The sequence below is a fragment of the Sanguibacter sp. Z1732 genome, from assembly GCF_051020515.1.
Classification (GTDB): Bacteria; Actinomycetota; Actinomycetes; order Actinomycetales; family Beutenbergiaceae; genus CALKWS01.
The window spans coordinates 188,752-203,856 of the sequence record NZ_CP194857.1 but is presented as its reverse complement, the minus strand read 5'-3'; the positions used below and the strand labels follow the sequence as shown (position 1 = coordinate 203,856).

Annotated in this window: 16 protein-coding genes and 1 pseudogene; 9 read left to right on the top strand and 8 right to left on the bottom strand. The window is 70.6% G+C overall.

The genetic code is table 11. The annotated features are described in order from the left end of the window. Positions 1 to 221 precede the first annotated feature (221 nt). A complete protein-coding gene (locus tag ACRRRO_RS01310) occupies positions 222 to 653 on the top strand; it encodes an ArsR/SmtB family transcription factor (protein ID WP_424797557.1) in 432 nt (143 codons plus the stop codon). Further along, positions 650 to 2,290: a SulP family inorganic anion transporter gene (locus ACRRRO_RS01305; RefSeq protein WP_424797556.1), complete on the top strand. Its 1,641-nt coding sequence runs from the start codon at positions 650 to 652 to the stop codon at positions 2,288 to 2,290. Before ACRRRO_RS01310 ends, ACRRRO_RS01305 begins: the two co-directional genes overlap by 4 nt. A gap of 44 nt (positions 2,291 to 2,334) precedes the next feature. Here ACRRRO_RS01305 and ACRRRO_RS01300 read toward each other — a convergent pair whose 3' ends face one another. Genes ACRRRO_RS01300 through ACRRRO_RS01285 form a run of 4 tightly spaced genes read right to left on the bottom strand, consistent with a single transcriptional unit; the run spans position 2,335 to position 4,827 of the window. Further along, the gene (locus ACRRRO_RS01300; protein ID WP_424797555.1) at positions 2,335 to 3,093 is read right to left on the bottom strand and encodes a sugar isomerase domain-containing protein; all 759 of its coding nucleotides are present in this window, start codon (positions 3,091 to 3,093) and stop codon (positions 2,335 to 2,337) included. Positions 3,094 to 3,109: 16 nt separating this feature from the next. Next, on the bottom strand, positions 3,110 to 3,829 hold the full coding sequence (locus ACRRRO_RS01295) for an N-acetylmannosamine-6-phosphate 2-epimerase (RefSeq protein WP_424797554.1): 720 nt from the start codon (positions 3,827 to 3,829) through the stop codon (positions 3,110 to 3,112). Next, entirely contained in the window at positions 3,822 to 4,235 is a 414-nt protein-coding gene (locus ACRRRO_RS01290; RefSeq protein ID WP_434080935.1) for a hypothetical protein, read from the bottom strand. The genes ACRRRO_RS01295 and ACRRRO_RS01290 overlap by 8 nt, the downstream gene beginning before the upstream one ends. Then, complete coding sequence (locus tag ACRRRO_RS01285; protein ID WP_434080934.1) at positions 4,216 to 4,827, bottom strand: hypothetical protein; 612 nt, start codon at positions 4,825 to 4,827, stop codon at positions 4,216 to 4,218. The genes ACRRRO_RS01290 and ACRRRO_RS01285 overlap by 20 nt, the downstream gene beginning before the upstream one ends. A 230-nt stretch (positions 4,828 to 5,057) precedes the next feature. Here ACRRRO_RS01285 and manD point away from each other — a divergent pair. Then, positions 5,058 to 6,291 (top strand): annotated as a pseudogene (gene manD / locus ACRRRO_RS01280) (D-mannonate dehydratase ManD). 10 nt (positions 6,292 to 6,301) lie between these two features. On the opposite strand, the gene ACRRRO_RS01275 reads toward manD, so the two are convergent. After that, positions 6,302 to 6,814 (bottom strand): GNAT family N-acetyltransferase, encoded by a 513-nt coding sequence (locus ACRRRO_RS01275; RefSeq protein ID WP_424797551.1) that lies wholly within the window; start codon positions 6,812 to 6,814, stop codon positions 6,302 to 6,304. Between the two features lie 57 nt (positions 6,815 to 6,871). On the opposite strand from ACRRRO_RS01275, the gene ACRRRO_RS01270 reads away from it, so the two are divergent. Both ACRRRO_RS01270 and surE read left to right on the top strand, forming a co-directional pair. Continuing rightward, positions 6,872 to 7,903 carry a PfkB family carbohydrate kinase gene (locus ACRRRO_RS01270; RefSeq protein WP_424797550.1) on the top strand — a complete coding sequence of 344 codons (1,032 nt, stop codon included), beginning with the start codon at positions 6,872 to 6,874 and terminating at the stop codon, positions 7,901 to 7,903. Further along, positions 7,903 to 8,775 (top strand): 5'/3'-nucleotidase SurE, encoded by an 873-nt coding sequence (surE, locus tag ACRRRO_RS01265; protein WP_424797549.1) that lies wholly within the window; start codon positions 7,903 to 7,905, stop codon positions 8,773 to 8,775. Before ACRRRO_RS01270 ends, surE begins: the two co-directional genes overlap by 1 nt. 7 nt (positions 8,776 to 8,782) lie before the next feature. Here the strand turns inward: surE and ACRRRO_RS01260 are convergent, their stop codons facing one another. Continuing rightward, positions 8,783 to 9,361 (bottom strand): helix-turn-helix domain-containing protein, encoded by a 579-nt coding sequence (locus tag ACRRRO_RS01260; protein ID WP_424788291.1) that lies wholly within the window; start codon positions 9,359 to 9,361, stop codon positions 8,783 to 8,785. Between the two features lie 74 nt (positions 9,362 to 9,435). Here ACRRRO_RS01260 and ACRRRO_RS01255 point away from each other — a divergent pair, with 74 nt between their 5' ends. Continuing rightward, complete coding sequence (locus ACRRRO_RS01255) at positions 9,436 to 9,858, top strand: VOC family protein (protein WP_424797548.1); 423 nt, start codon at positions 9,436 to 9,438, stop codon at positions 9,856 to 9,858. Between the two features lie 88 nt (positions 9,859 to 9,946). Here ACRRRO_RS01255 and ACRRRO_RS01250 read toward each other — a convergent pair whose 3' ends face one another. Next, entirely contained in the window at positions 9,947 to 10,663 is a 717-nt protein-coding gene (locus ACRRRO_RS01250) for a DUF202 domain-containing protein (protein WP_434080933.1), read from the bottom strand. 43 nt (positions 10,664 to 10,706) lie between these two features. Then, entirely contained in the window at positions 10,707 to 11,957 is a 1,251-nt protein-coding gene (locus tag ACRRRO_RS01245; RefSeq protein ID WP_424797545.1) for an aspartate aminotransferase family protein, read from the bottom strand. Positions 11,958 to 12,104: 147 nt separating this feature from the next. Between ACRRRO_RS01245 and ACRRRO_RS01240 the strand changes: the two genes are divergently transcribed. From ACRRRO_RS01240 to ACRRRO_RS01230, 3 genes are all read left to right on the top strand, one after another. Then, positions 12,105 to 13,562: an NAD-dependent succinate-semialdehyde dehydrogenase gene (locus ACRRRO_RS01240; protein WP_424797544.1), complete on the top strand. Its 1,458-nt coding sequence runs from the start codon at positions 12,105 to 12,107 to the stop codon at positions 13,560 to 13,562. Between the two features lie 120 nt (positions 13,563 to 13,682). Beyond that, the gene (locus ACRRRO_RS01235; RefSeq protein ID WP_434080932.1) at positions 13,683 to 14,345 is read left to right on the top strand and encodes an FAD-binding oxidoreductase; all 663 of its coding nucleotides are present in this window, start codon (positions 13,683 to 13,685) and stop codon (positions 14,343 to 14,345) included. Next, a complete protein-coding gene (locus tag ACRRRO_RS01230; RefSeq protein ID WP_434081622.1) occupies positions 14,342 to 15,085 on the top strand; it encodes an FAD-binding oxidoreductase in 744 nt (247 codons plus the stop codon). The genes ACRRRO_RS01235 and ACRRRO_RS01230 overlap by 4 nt, the downstream gene beginning before the upstream one ends. Positions 15,086 to 15,105 lie beyond the last annotated feature (20 nt).

Genomic DNA, 15,105 nt, shown 5'->3' with positions numbered 1-15,105 from the left:
GGCCGGCCTGGGGCCACCGGCTGCCAGTTCCGAGACCGAGGAGGGCGAAGCCGAGATAGATCCAGACCTGCCCGCGCTCCAGGCGCTCGCGGAGAGTGGGAGTCGGCACGCGCTCGACTGTAGGTCACCTGGGATCACCTGGAGCCCCAGCGCGGGCACCTCCGACCAATTTGACATCGACAATATGATGGAATGGTCAAGTCATCATCTTGGAGGCATGTGTGGGGTTCGCGGTACAGAATCAGCCGCTGTATGAGATCAAAGCCGACCTGTTCAAGGGCTTGGCGCATCCGTTCCGGATCCGGATCCTCGAACTCCTCGCCGCCGACCCCGAGGTCTCGGTGGCGCAGATGCTCACCGATATGGACCTGGAGGCCTCGCACCTGTCCCAGCACCTGTCCGTGCTACGTCGGCACCGCTTGGTGACCTCCCAGCGACGGGGCTCGCACGTCTACTACCAGCTCGCCTCCGCCCGAGCCGCCGAACTGCTCACGGTCGCCCGGTTGCTGCTCGCGGACATCCTGCAGACCAACGCCGCCCAACTCGAACAGGCCACCGCACCGGCGCCACCGGCGCAGCAGCCACAGGCTCCGCCCCAGGAGCCGGCAGCGGCAGTCCAGGACTCTCCGACAGATGCGGTGGAGGCTAAGTGAGCACCTGGCGCTCCCTGTTCCCGAGCCGCCAGGACTACACCGGACTGGGCAGGACATGGAAACGCGACGTGATGGCGGGGCTGACCGTCGGCATCGTCGCGCTGCCCCTGGCCCTGGCCTTCGGCGTGAGTTCGGGTGCGGGCGCCGAGGCCGGACTGATCACCGCGATCGTGGCCGGACTGGTGGCCGCGATCTTCGGCGGCTCCCACATCCAGGTCTCCGGCCCCACAGGGGCGATGGTGGTGGTGCTGCTGCCGATCGTGGTCGACCACGGCCCCGGTGCCCTGGTGGTCACCAGCGTGATGGCCGGTCTCCTGGTGCTCCTCGCCGGATTCCTACGGCTGGGCCGCACCATCAGTTACATCCCCTGGCCCGTGGTGGAAGGGTTCACGATGGGGATCGGCGTCATCATCTTCGCCCAGCAGATCCCTGCCGCCGTCGGGGCCTCCGATGCGGTCGACTCCACCAACGCCGTGGTCGCGGCTGCGCAGGCTTTCGGAGCGGCCACCTGGCCCAACACCTTCCTCACCCTGGGGGCGGTGGTCACCGTGGCGGCCATCATGATCGCCACCGGTCGGTGGTTGCCGCAGGTGCCCGGCTCCTTCCTGGGGATCGTGCTGGTGACCGTGATCGCCGTCGTCGCCGCGGTGCCGCTGGAGACCATCGGCGCCCTGCCCGACGGTCTGCCCGCACCCACGCTGCCGGAGGTGAACCTGGACATCCTGCAGACGCTGGCCGGGCCTGCGCTGGCGGTGGCCGCACTGGCAGCGATCGAGTCGCTGCTGTCGGGCCGGGTGGCCCACTCGATGTCCGAGGTCGGCCCGTTCGATGCCGACCGGGAACTGGTGGGACAGGGCATGGCCTCGGTGGCCTCGGGACTGTTCGGGGGCATGCCGGCCACCGCGGCGATCGCGCGCACCGCGGTGAACGTGCGCTCGGGAGCCCGAACCCGGGTGTCCGCGGTGGTGCACGCCCTGGCGCTGCTGGCCGTGGTGTACCTGGCCTCCCGGGTGGTGTCCCAGGTACCACTGGCCGCGCTTTCCGGTGTGCTGATGGTCACCGCCGCACGGATGATCTCGGTGCGGGTGGTGCGCACCATGTTCGCCACCACCCGCTCCGACGCGTTGGTGTTCACCATCACCGCGATCATCACGGTGTCCTTCGACCTGGTGGTGGCGATCCTGATCGGGCTGGCGGTGGCGGCGTTCTTCGTGCTGCGGGGCCTGAGCCGGGCCAGCGGCGTGCACCGGGAGACGATCGCCGGGAAGGTCCAACCCGGCGATGAGCGGATCGCGGTGTTCCGCATCGACGGTGCCCTGTTCTTCGGAGCGGTGGAACGGATCATGGAACGGGTCGGCGAGCACGAGGGGATCGACGTGGTGATCCTGCGGCTGTCCCAGTTGCATCTGGTCGATGCCACCGGTGCGCACTCCCTGGCCGCGGTGGTCTCGGAGTTGGAGAAGCGCGGCGTCACGGTGCTGATCAAGGGTGTGCGCCCGGAGCACCTGAACCTGATGCGCCGGCTGCAGGTGTTCAGCGCGTTGCGGCACCGCAGCCACCTGTTCGATGATCTCGAGCCCGCGGTGGAGCACGCCCGCTCCCACATCCAGCGGATCGACGCGGCCGCCCGGCCCTAGCCCGCTCCCGCCCCGCGAACCGCCCGGGATGGTGGCGAGACCGCTCAGGGCTCGCCGACGCGCAGCCGGGTGCCGTAGCGGGCACGGATGGTGTCGTTGTGCTCATCCCCGCCGGGTACGTTCGCCGACACCAGGATCGGCGGCGTGTCGCCGCGATCGAGCATGATGCCGCAGACCTCGGCGGCGATCATCTCCGCGATCATGTTGGCGGTGACGGCGCTGGAGGGGACGGCCGCCCCGACACCCGGGATCTCCACCTCGGCATCGCCGAACACCGACCCGTTGTCGATCACCACATCGGCCACCTCGAACAACCGCCGGCCCGAGGGGTGCCGGGAGGTGATCTGGGTGGTGTGGTCCATGCTGGTCACCGCGATCACCTGGTGCCCGCGCCGGCGGGCCTCCACCGCCATCTCCACCGTCGCCCCGTTGCCGCCGGAGTTCGAGGCGATGATGAAGGCGTCGGCCGGGTGCAGTTCGGCCAGGTCCAGCACCGCGTGGGCGGTCTCGGGCCTGCGCTCGGCATCGGGGGTCATGATGTCGGCCGGGTCGGTATCGCCGTACATCACCACGTCCTTGACGTTGAGTTGATTGGCCGGGACCAACCCACCGGCCCGGCCGGCCACCTCCATCGCGAATCCCCGGGAGTGCCCGGTGCCGAACGCCTGGATGATGCCGCCGGCGTCGAGCGCCCGCACGTACACCTCCGCGGCCGCGCGGATGTTGGCGGTCTGGGTGGTCAGCACCCGGGTCACGGCGGACATGATGGCGGAGGCGGCGATGGTCTGGTTGATCACGGTCACGGAAGGTCTCCCGGGGTTAGGCGGCACCGCCGCGCGGGGTGGCGGCGGCGAAGGAACGGGTCAGGGTGAACGGGTCGGTGATCGCGGTCCCGACGACGACGGCGTGGGCGCCGGCATCGAAGGCCGCGTTCACATGGGCGGGGGTGCGGTAGCGCCCTTCGGCGACGACGGGCAGGTCGAACCCGGCGCACATGGCGGCGAGCAGGTCGAGGTCGGGGCCGGCGGGCTCGGGCCGTGCCGTTGCGGTCGCGGTGGCCGCACGAGCGCCGGTATATCCGGCCAGCGTGGTGGCCAGCAGGTCGGCCCCGGCCCCGGCGGCGTGCTCGGCGCTCGGTATCGAGTCACAGTCGGCCATCACGGGCACGCCCAACCGGGCATGGATCGCCTCGATCAACTCCGCCAGGGTCAGTCCCGCAGGGCGCGCGCGTGCGGTGCCGTCCACCGCCACCATCGCGGCTCCGGCGCGCACCACCTGCTCGGCACCGGTGAAGGTCGGGGTGATGTAGACCCCTGTCCGCCGCCCGGCCTTGGTGATGCCGATGATCGGCAGGTCGGTGACGGCGGCGATCGCGGCCACATCGGCGGCCCCGTTCGCGCGGAGACCCACGGCTCCGCCGGCCTCGGCGGCCCGGGCCATCGTGGCCATCACCGGTGCCTGCCCGATCGGACTGGCCTCGGGAGCCTGGCAGGAGACCACCAGGCCGCCGGCCGGAACGGGTATCGCGCGGCTACTCACGCCGGCCTCCCGGGGAGGGTTGTGAGGAGAGATCGTCGTGCGGCTCGACGGCAGGAGGCGTCGTCGTCGGCCGGCTCGTCGTACCGTAGGCGTGCACCCTCGGTGCATAGGGCCCGGCATCGCCGCCGGCCAGCCAGGCCGCCCCGTCGAGCGCGGTGCCGGCCGGGTCCTGCAGGTGCGCGTCCGGCAGCACCTGGGCCAGAGCACTGGCCAGCACAGGGGTGAGCACCTGGCGTGAACGCATCAGGCCACCGACCACCACGACCGGGACCGGACCGGTACCGAACCCGGCAGCCGCCGCGGTGATGGAGCGGGCCAGCGAGGTCATCGAGGTCCGCACCAGCCCTGTCGCGGTCGGCTCGCCGGCATCGGCAGCGGAGATGACGTCAGCGGCGAAGGCGGCCACAGCGGCGACCGGTGCCTTGGAGCGATAGATGCGGTGTGCGATCTGGTCCACCGGGCCGTACCGGGCGATGGCCGCCCTCGTCAGGGTCGTGGGCGGGGTGCAGGCCCTCGGCGTGCTCCAGCACGGCCCGCAGCCCGCGCCGGCCGAGTTGGAAACCCGACCCCTCATCGCCGAGCAGGTAGCCACGACCGTCCACCACGTTGAACTCACCGCCCGGGGTCAACCCGATGACGGCGGTTCCGGTGCCGATCGCGGCGACCACACCGGGCGCGCCCCGCAGGGCACCGGCGTGCCCGGTGACGTCATCCCCGACCAGCAGCACCCGGGTGGCGCCGCTGGCCGCAGCCACACCGCGGGCCAGCTCCCGGAGCGACTGGTCCTCCTGGAACAGCCCGCTCATCCCCAGCGCGGCCACCTGGACGCGCGGGCTGCCCAGCCGCGCCAGCCCCTGCCGGATCGAGGCGAGCATCCCCGGAACATTGCCGCCGGGACGATGCTGCACGCCGTCGGCCTGCGCCTGGGCACCACCGGAGTGGCGCAACCGGATCTGGGACTGCCCACCATCGATAGCCAGCCATGACGTGATGCTCATGGGCCGGCCTCGGGCATCTCTACTCCTCCTGACAGGTGACGCACAGGTCTCCAGCGACCCAGCCTCGCAGGCGGGACGCCGATGACCTCAGCCTAAGGGGCACAGGTACAGGGAAGGCCGGTGACGCGACCGCACCTCGCCGGTCGGGTGGCCCAGTCGCGGCGAGGCCGGCGGGAACAACCTTCGGCAACCGGTTGTCTGGCCTGGTTTCCCGGTGTTTGTCTGGGCCGATGATCATCGAACAGGCCGACGTCATCGTCACCAGCCCGGACCGCAACTTCGTCACCTTGAAGGTCACCACCGACGAAGGGCTCACCGGCCTGGGTGATGCCACGCTGAACGGCCGCGAGCTCTCGGTGGTGTCCTACCTGCGCGACCACGTGGTGCCGCTACTGATCGGCGGCGACGCCGGGGCGATCGAGGACACCTGGCAGTTCCTCTACCGCAGCGCCTACTGGCGCCGCGGTCCGGTGACGATGGCCGCGATCGCCGCGGTCGACGTCGCGCTCTGGGACATCAAGGCCAAGGCTGCCTCGATGCCGCTGTACGAACTGCTCGGCGGGGCCTCCCGGCGCGGGCTGCTCGCCTACGGACATGCCTCGGGCGGCACACTCGAGGCGCTCTTCGACAGCATCCGCGAGCACCAGGAGCAGGGTTTCAAGGCCATCCGGGTGCAGAGCGGGGTGCCGGGCCTGAAGTCGATCTACGGCATTGCCTCGGACGCCACCTACTCCGAGGGTGGGACGCAGGAGTACGAACCGGCCCAGCGCGGTGCGCTGCCCCACGAGGAGGACTGGGACACCGGCAGCTACCTGCGCCACATCCCGACCGTTTTCGAGGCCGTCCGCAACGAGTTCGGCCCCGAACTCCCGCTGCTGCACGATGCTCACCACCGGCTCAGCCCGATCCAGGCGGCGCGCCTGGGCAGGTCCCTGGAACCCTATGACCTGTTCTGGCTCGAGGACGTCACCCCGGCGGAGAACCAGGAGGCGTTGCGGCTGGTGCCCCGGCACACCACCACACCCCCCTGCGATCGGGGAGATCTTCAACACCGTCTGGGACTACCAGCAGATCGTGCGCGAACAACTCATCGACTACGTGCGCAGTTCGGTCACCCACACAGGCGGGATCTCCCACCTGAAGAAGGTGCTGGATTACGCCGCGCAGTACCAGATCAAGTCCGGGATGCACGGGCCGACCGACGTCTCCCCGGTGGGAATGGCCGCGGCGCTGCACCTGGGCCTGGCGATCCACAACTTCGGAATCCAGGAGTACATGCAGCACGGGGCCCGCACGAACGAGGTGTTCAAGCAATCCTTCACGTTCACCGACGGGCTGCTGCACCCGGGGAACGCTGTGGGTCTGGGCGTCGAGTTGGACACCGACGAGGCCGGCAAGTATCCCTACGAGCGGGCCTACCTGCCCTATAACCGGCTCGCCGACGGCACCGTGCACGACTGGTGAGGTGGCGTGCTCAGGTGGACACCAACTGCTTGCCGAAGAAGTGCGTGGCGTGGGGGTTGTCCTCGAACCGATCCACGGGCTGATAGCCGGCGGAGGTGTACAGGCCGCAGGCCTCGACCAGTGATTCGTTCACGGCCAGCAGCACCCGCCGCGCTCCGAGCGCACGCGCCCGGTTCTCCAGTTCCTTGAGGAGGAACGTGCCCAGGCCGCGCCCGCGCACGTCGGGTTTGAGCCACATCCGCTTGATCTCCACCACCCCGGGCTCGAGCACGTAGACCGCCCCGAAACCCACCACGGTGGCGGTGCCGACCTCGCGGACCAGCACGAAGTCCCCTCGCGGCGGCGTCACATCGGCTGGATCGTCGGCATGGGTGAGGTCGGGGTCCTCGTCGGTGCCCAATCGCTCGCTGAGTTCGCTGCGGTAGTGCTGCATGGCCCGTGCTGCCGCGACACTGCCGGCCTGCCCACCCAGGATCCGCACCGGCGCGGGCGGGCGGTGCTCGGGGCTCGTCGGGGGCACCATCCACCTAGTGTGCACCCCCATGCTGCGGGCTGTCCTGTCCGGTTCTAGGCTCGCGCTATGGCAGACCCGGACCAACCCCACCGGAGCCCCCGCCTGTGCGTGCTGGCGGCCACCCCGCTCCTGATGGTGGAGATCGAGTCCTCCGACGAGGAGGGCGAGGCGGCAGGGAATGTGCATCTGCATCCGGGCGGACAGGGGTTGTGGGTGGCCCGTATGGCTTCATCGCTGGGCGCCGGGGTGACCGTGTGCGGCCCCTTCGGTGGCGAGGTCGGTGCGGTGCTGAGCCCGATGCTCGCGGAGGAGAATCTGCGGATCCGGGCGGTGCCGTACAACGCGGGCAACGGCGCCTATGTGCACGACCGGCGGGCAGGGCAGCGGGTGACCCTGGCGCACATGGTTCCCGGACCGCTCACCCGGCACGAGATGGACGACTTGTACGGCACCGTGCTGGTCGAGGCGCTGGAGTGTGACGTGTTGGTGGTGACCGGGGCCGAACCGGAGCGGGTCCTGCCGGCGGAGTTCTTCGCCCGGATCGTGCGGGACGTGCGCAGCGCGGGGATCCCGGTGGTGGCCGACCTGTCCGGGAACACGGCGAAGGCGGCCGCGGCGGAGTGTCCCACGCTGCTGAAGATGAGCCACGAGGAGATCCAGGCCGCCGGCCTGGCTGACCATGACGATCTGGCCACCCTGGAGGAGGCCGGCCGGGAACTGGTCTCCGGCGGGGTGGAGGCGATGTTGATCTCCCGGGCCGGGGAGCCGCCGCTGCTGGTCACCGCCGACTCCGCGCGACTACTCGTGGGACCGGTCGTCACCCCACTGGACCACCACGGCGGGGGCGACTCCATGACGGCCGGGGTTGCGGTGGCGCTCGGGCGCGGAGCCGGGGTGGCTGAAGCCGCCCGGCTAGGTGCCGCGGCGGGGGCCCTGAACGTGACCCGTCGGGGGCTGGGCACCGGCAGGCGCGAACAGGTCGAGCGGTTCGCCGACCACATCGGGATCGAGGAGGTCGCCGGCGCGGGCGGCCGGAGTGCGGACGGCACCGATGCCGGCGGCAGTGAGCGCGGGAACGACGGCGGGAGCAGCGGCTGATGCGGGTCCTCATCACCAACGACGACGGCATCGCCTCTCCCGGCCTGACCGTGCTGGCCGAGGTCGCCCTCGCGGCCGGGTGCGACGTCGTCGTGGCCGCCCCGCACCGGCAGTACTCCGGTGCCAGCGCGGCCCTGACCGCACAGGAGGTCGACGGCGCGCTGGTGCTGGTTGAGGGGCGCCCGCCCGGACTGCCGGAGGAGGTCACCGCATTCGGGGTCAAGGCCGCGCCCGCGCTGATCACGTTCGTGGCCGCCTACGGCGCGTTCGGTGAACGCCCCGATCTGGTGCTCTCCGGCGTCAACCTCGGCGCGAACACCGGGCGGGCCACCCTGCACTCCGGCACCGTGGGTGCCGCACTGTCGGCGGCGACGCAGGGGATCGGAGCACTGGCCGTCTCGATTGCCTCCGGGGACCCACAGCACTGGGACACGGCGCGGCTGGTGAGTGAGCACGCGTTCGACTGGTTGCTCCGTCAGCCGGCCGATGAGCGGGTGCTCAACGTCAACGTGCCCGATATCCCGGCCGGCCAGTTGCGCGGACTCAAACCCGCACCACTGGCCAGTTTCGGTGCCGTGCAGGCCAGTGTGCGGGAGAAGGGCAAGGGTTACGTGATGCTGACCTACTCCGGTGTCAGCGCCCGGGAGGAGCCCGGCTCCGACCACGACCTGCTCACCCGGGGCTGGGCCACGGCCACCCTGCTCAGTGCGCCCTATGACGATCCCGGGCAGACCGTGCTGCCCGAGTTCGAGAGTGGCGGCACGGACGTCGCGGTGGACGTGGGCTCCGGAGCGGTGATGAGTTCGGGCGATGACAAGCCCAGCGGTGAGATCTCCGAGGAACTCACCGGCCGGGATGCCCCCGGCGGGTGAGCGGCGCTCAGGGCGTTGCCGCCTCCAGGAGCCGGTCCAGCACCCGCCCGGCCGCCGCGCGGGCAGCATCGTCGCCGGGGTGCTGGGCGAGCCAGAGCGCGGCCTCGTTCATCGCCCCGGACAGTTGTGCCGCTGTGGCATCCAGGAGTTCCGGAGCCACACCGACGCTGTGCAGCACCTCGCGCAGATGGGCGCCGGAGTGCTCGGCATCCAGGGCGCGCCATTGGGCCCAGCCCATCACGGCGGGAGCGTCGATGAGCAGGATCTGCCCCACGGGGGCTGCGGTGATCGCGTCCAGGAAGGCGTGGCTGCCGGCGCGCAGTTGAGCGCCGGGCTCGGTTCCGGACTGCTCGGCGGCGGCGACCACCGCCGCGGCGACATCGGCCTGCAGGGCAGCGGCCACCGCGCCGAAGAGCCCCGCCTTGCTCCGGTAGTGGTGGTACACCGCGCCTCGGGTGACCCCTGCCGATCGGGCCACGTCCTCCAGGGATACCGCGGCGTAGCCCTCGGAGGCGAATGACTCGGTAGCGACCCGCAGGAGGGTCCGGGCGGTCTCCGCGGCTACCGCGGCAGAAGCACGTGCCATCGCTCTTCCTTTACCTACTCGGTGTATGTATCCTTATCGTGCTTACAAACACAGTGTACGTAAAGGAGAGTGCGATGTCTGTCACCAGCGTCTACCCGGTCCTGATGTCCGACGACGTGGCCGCGGCCGCGCGGTTCTACCGCGAGGTGCTCGGATTCGAGAGCACCTTCGAGGCGGACTGGTACGTCAGCCTGCGCCTGGGGGAGTACGAGCTGGCGATCCTGCAGTGCGACCATCCCACGGTGCCGGCCGGGTTCGGTGCACCCGTACGCGGCCTCATCCTCAACATCGAGGTGGAGGATGTCCACCCGCTTCACCACGCCCTGACGGCCGAACATGGGCTGACGCCGGTCCTCGCGCTGCGGGATGAGGGCTTCGGGCAGCGACACTTCATCGTCGAGGCCCCCGGCGGGGTGCTCGTGGATGTGATCCAGCCGATTCCGCCTACGGCACAGTTCGCGCAGGCCTACGCACAGGAGGCCCTGCCCACCGGGTGAGGTCGGTTGGTCGTGTTCCGGGCCCGCAGCCGTTCGTGCGATCGGCGGGCGGTGCCCGGATCGCCGGCACGGGTTCCGGCAGGGGTGGTCAGGTGCCTAGCGCCGCGGTGGACACGAAGACGACGCCGGCCAGGATCGCCACCCCCGTCATTAGTGCCACCGCCGCGATCAGTCCACCACCGGGCATCCGCTCGATGGTGGGTGCGCCGATCGTGATGGCTCGCACCACCCGCTCGGCCTGCCGGATCCGCGCGGTGAAGAGCCACAGCATCCCGACGCCGCAGACCAGGGCCGCCGCCGGCAGCGCGATCCCCAGCACCGCGTTGCCGGCGGCCAGGTATCGGCCGGCCAGGGCCAGCCCGGCTGTCACGGCGAGGACGGTGCGGCGCCAGGCCAGATCGGTACGTTCGAACTGCAGGCCCCGGTCCCAGGTCATCCCGACCCGCCGAGTAGCAGGCCCGCACCCACCAGCACCCGTGACCGCGACCAACCCGATGGTGACCGGCAGGGTGGTCAACGGTGAGGGCAGCGGGCGGTCCTGCCGCAGCGCGCGCTCGATGCGAACCCACCCGATCCAGGCCTGCAGCACCACGAGCAGGGCGGTGGCCACCAGCGCCAGGGCGGCGATGGCACGCACGGTGGGGTTGAGCGGGGTGGCCAGCGCCTCCAGGGCTACCGCGCCGGCCAGGAAGGCCAGGGCGGTGCGGACCCAGGCCAGGAACGTGCGTTCGTTGGCCAGGGAGAAGCGCGGGTCTGGCTCGTCGCCGGAGGCATAGACGTGCCGGGGGAAACGGGCCCTAGCCATCGAACCTCGCTCTGGACGGTCTGCTCTGTGCTGTCACCGCCCCTCAGAGTACTGCCTGCACCACCTCGGCCCAGATCTGCCCGGCCTCCTCGACCTGATCCTCGGTGACGACGAGCGCCGGGATGAAGCGCACCACCTGGCCCCAGGGACCGCAGGTCAGCAGCAGCAGCCCACGTTCGGCGGCCGCTTGCTGGGCCCTGGCGGCGGTGGCCCCGTCCGGGCGGCCGTCGGCGTCCCGGAACTCATTGCCCAGCATCAGGCCGAGACCGCGCACGTCGGTGATCGCGCTGTGTTCGGCCGCTACCCGCTCCAGCGCGCCCCGCAGTTGCGCGCCCCGCTCGCGGGCGTTGGCCACCAGGTTCTCCTCGGTGATGACGTCCAGCGTCGCCAGCGCTGCGGCGCAGGCCACGGCGTTTGCGCCGTAGGTGCCGCCCTGCGAGCCGGCCCAGGCCTTGCTCATCAACTCCTCCGAGGCGGCGATCGCCGAGAGCGGGAAACCGGAGGCAATGCCCTTGGCGGTGGTGATGACATCGGGACGCAGGCCGAAGTGGCCTGCGCCCCAGAACTCCCCGGTGCGGCCCCAGCCGGTCTGGATCTCGTCGACGATCAGCAGGATCCCGTGCCGATCGGCGCGTTCGCGCAGCCCGGCGAAGAACTCGGCGTTGCCGGGCACGTACCCGCCCTCGCCCAGCACCGGCTCGACGATGAACGCGGCGGTGTCAGCCGGGGCGCTCATGGTCTGCAGCGTGTAATCGAGCTGGTTCAGGGCGAACGTGGTGGCCTCGGCCTCGCTCCAGCCGTAGTGCGTGGGGTCGGGGAAGGGGGAGATGTGCACCCCGGCCATCAACGGGGCGAACCCGGAGCGGAACCGGGTGCCGGAAGTGGTCAACGAGGCCGCCGCGACGGTACGTCCGTGGAAACCCCCGTGGAAGGCGATGATGTTCGGGCGCCCGGTGGCCTGGCGCACCAGGCGCAGCGCCGCCTCGACCGCCTCGGAGCCGGAGTTGGCGAAGAACAGCGAGTCCAGGCCGCTGGGTAGCACCTCCGAGAGCCGCTCGGTCAGGTCCAGCAGCGGGCGGTGCATCACGGTTGTGTACTGGGCGTGGATGATCTTGGCGACCTGTTCCTGTGCGGCGGCCACCACCTTGGGGTGGCTGTGACCGGTGCCGGTCACGCCGATGCCGGCGGTGAAGTCCAGGTAGCGCCGGTCATCCTCATCCCAGAGCAGCGCACCCTGTCCCCGGGCGGCGACGACGCCGGTGGCCTGCTTCAGGTTGGGGGACAGTTCAGCCATGTTCATGCTCCTGTGTAGGATTGTCGACAATCTGTCGGGTCCATTGGTACCACGGTGAGGTGGCCTCGTGCTACCGCACCGCGCGCGTTCAGGTTGCGACACCTAGATAGGTTGCCCCCATACCCCAATCTGCGAAAGGCGAACCACATGGCTCACCAACTCCCCGCCGGGACTCCCACCGGTCTGTTCATCGATGGGCAGTGGGGTCCGGCGTCGAACCAGGCCCAGTTCGATGTGGTGAACCCCGCCACCGGTCAGGTGCTGACCCAGGTGGCCGACGCCGATCCGTCCGACGGCCGCCGCGCTCTCGACGCCGCCGTCGCGGCCCAGCCGGCCTTCGCCGCGCTGGCGCCCAAGCGCCGCCACGAGATCCTCATGGACGCCTTCAACCTGCTGCATGAGCGCATCGATGATCTGGCGCTGCTGATGACCCTGGAGATGGGTAAGCCACTGGCCGAGGCCAAGGGCGAGATCACCTATGCCGCCGAGTTCTTCCGCCACTCCGCCGGCGATGCGCTCCGCATCTCCGGTGGTTACCAGACCGCACCTCAGGGCGGAGCCCGGTTCATCATCACCAAGCAACCGGTGGGCCCGTGCCTGCTGATCACCCCGTGGAACTTCCCGATGGCCATGGGCACCCGCAAACTCGGACCCGCGATCGCCGCCGGGTGCACCTCGGTGATCAAACCGGCCGCCCAGACGCCGTTGTCGATGCTGGCGCTGGTGGACATCCTGCGCGAGGTGGGCCTGCCCGACGGGGTCGTCAACACCGTCACCACCTCCGACTCCGGCGGGGTGATGGAGCCGCTGATCCGGTCCGGCCTGGCGCGCAAGCTCTCCTTCACCGGATCCACCCCGGTGGGCAAGAAACTGCTGGAACAGTGCGCGGACAAGGTGATGCGCACGTCGATGGAACTGGGCGGTAACGCCCCCTTCATCGTGTTCGACGACGCCGACCTGGACGCCGCCGTCGAGGGCGCCTTCCTGGCCAAGATGCGCAACATGGGCGAGGCCTGCACCGCTGCCAACCGGATCTACGTCCAGCGCGGCATCATGACCGACTTCGCCACCAGACTCACCGAGAAGATGTCCGGCCTGACCGTAGGCCCCGGCACCGACGAGGGGGTGAACGTGGGCCCCCTGATCGACCAGGCAGCGCGGGACAAGGTCAGCGAACTGGTCAGCGACGCACTCGAGCGTGGTGCCACGGTGCTCACCGGCGGGCAACAGTCCGAGGGCGAGGGCTACTTCTACCCGCCGACGGTGCTGTCCGACGTGCCGGTCGATTCGCGGATGGGAAGTGAGGAGATCTTCGGTCCGGTGGCGCCGTTGACCCCCTTCGACACCGAGGAGGAGGTGCTCGCCGCGGCCAACAACACCCCCTACGGCCTGGTCTCCTACGTCTACACCACCAACCTGGACCGGGGCTTGCGGATGGCCGAGGCCCTCGAATCGGGCATGGTCGGCCTGAACCAGGGCGTGGTGTCCAACCCGGCGGCACCCTTCGGTGGGATCAAGGAGTCCGGCCTGGGCCGCGAGGGCGGGACGGTGGGGATCGAGGAGTTCCTGGAGACCAAGTACATCGGCATCGCAGTGGCAGACTGAGGGCACAAGTCCGGGCCGTGCCAACCGGGCCGCAACGAGACTCGTCCGACCGACGACGACGTAGCGAGCGGCGGCGGTACCGGTGCGCCCGGGCGCACCTCACCTGACGTAAGGATCACGATGCCAGAGCCGATCGCGCCGTCGGACCGGGCCGACGGCCGCACCGCACCCGAGGGACTGCCCGACCTGGAGGCCCTGCGCGTCCGGCTCGGGCCGCGCCTGCTCACCGACCCCGACCAGGTGGCGCCCTACTGCCGCGACGCCTCCCGGGCCGTCCCGGACGGACCGGCCCACGCCGTCGTCCTGGCCGCGGACACCGCTGACGTCAGTGCCGCGCTGGCCTGGGCGAACGAGCACCGGGTGCCGGTGTCGGTGCGCGGTGGCGGGACCGGGCTGTCCGGGGGAGCGGTGTCCTACCCCAGCGGGCTGGTCGTGTCACTGGAGGCGATGAACAGGATCATCGATATCGACATGGGCAACCGGCTGGCCGATGTGCAGGCCGGCGTGATCACCGCGGACCTGGATGCGGCCGCCCGGGAGCGGGGCCTGTTCTTTCCGCCGGACCCGGCGAGTTCGCGTACCTCCACGGTGGCCGGCAATATCGCCAGCAACGCCGGAGGTCTGCGCGGGGTGGCCCACGGGGTGCTGGGCGACTTCGTCGCGGCACTGGAGGTGGTGCTGGCCGACGGCAGGGTGCTGCGGACCGGGCGGCGCACCACCAAGGACGCCACCGGGTATGACCTGACCAGCCTGTTCGTCGGGTCCGAGGGCACTTGGGCGTGATCACGGCCGCCACGGTGCGACTCAAGGCGGTGCCGCCGGGGCAGCCGCGGATGTTCCGGGTCAGTTTCGATGACATTGAGGACGCCGGCCGGGCGGTGATGGCGATCGTGTCCAGTCCGGCTCGCCCGGAGGTGCTGGAGATGATCGATGCCCTCGGGGTGGAGATCATCGAGGACTATCGACCCAGTGGTCTGCCGCGCCCGCAGGCTGCGCTGCTGATCGGGCAGACGGTGGGCATCGACGCCCAGGAGCAGGCCGAGGCGATCCTGCGGATCTGCACCGAGCACGGCGGGACCGAGGGCGAGGTCTTCGCCGACGAGGAGTTGCTGGAGGCCAGGCGGCGCTCGCATCCGGCCCTGGTGGCACGCGGGATGCGGGTCTCCTCCGACGTCGGCGTGCCGGTGGCGGCGTTGGCGCAGATGGTCACCGGGGTCAAGCAGATCGGGGCCGAGCACGGCCGGCGGGTCTCGATCGTGGCGCACGCCGGGGACGGCAACCTGCACCCCACGGTCGAGGCCGGGGCGGGGGAGGATGAGTACGCCGCCGCCCAGGCCGTGATCGATGACATCACCCGGTTCGCGCTGGACCTGGGTGGCACCGTGAGCGGGGAGCACGGGATCGGTTCGCTCAAGCGGCACGCGCTGGCCTGGCAGGTCGAGCCGGTCTCCCGGGAGATGCAGGCCGGGATCAAGGCCGTGTTCGACCCCAACGGCATCCTCACCCCAGGCCGCGGGATCTGATCCCACCCGGCGCGCGGGGA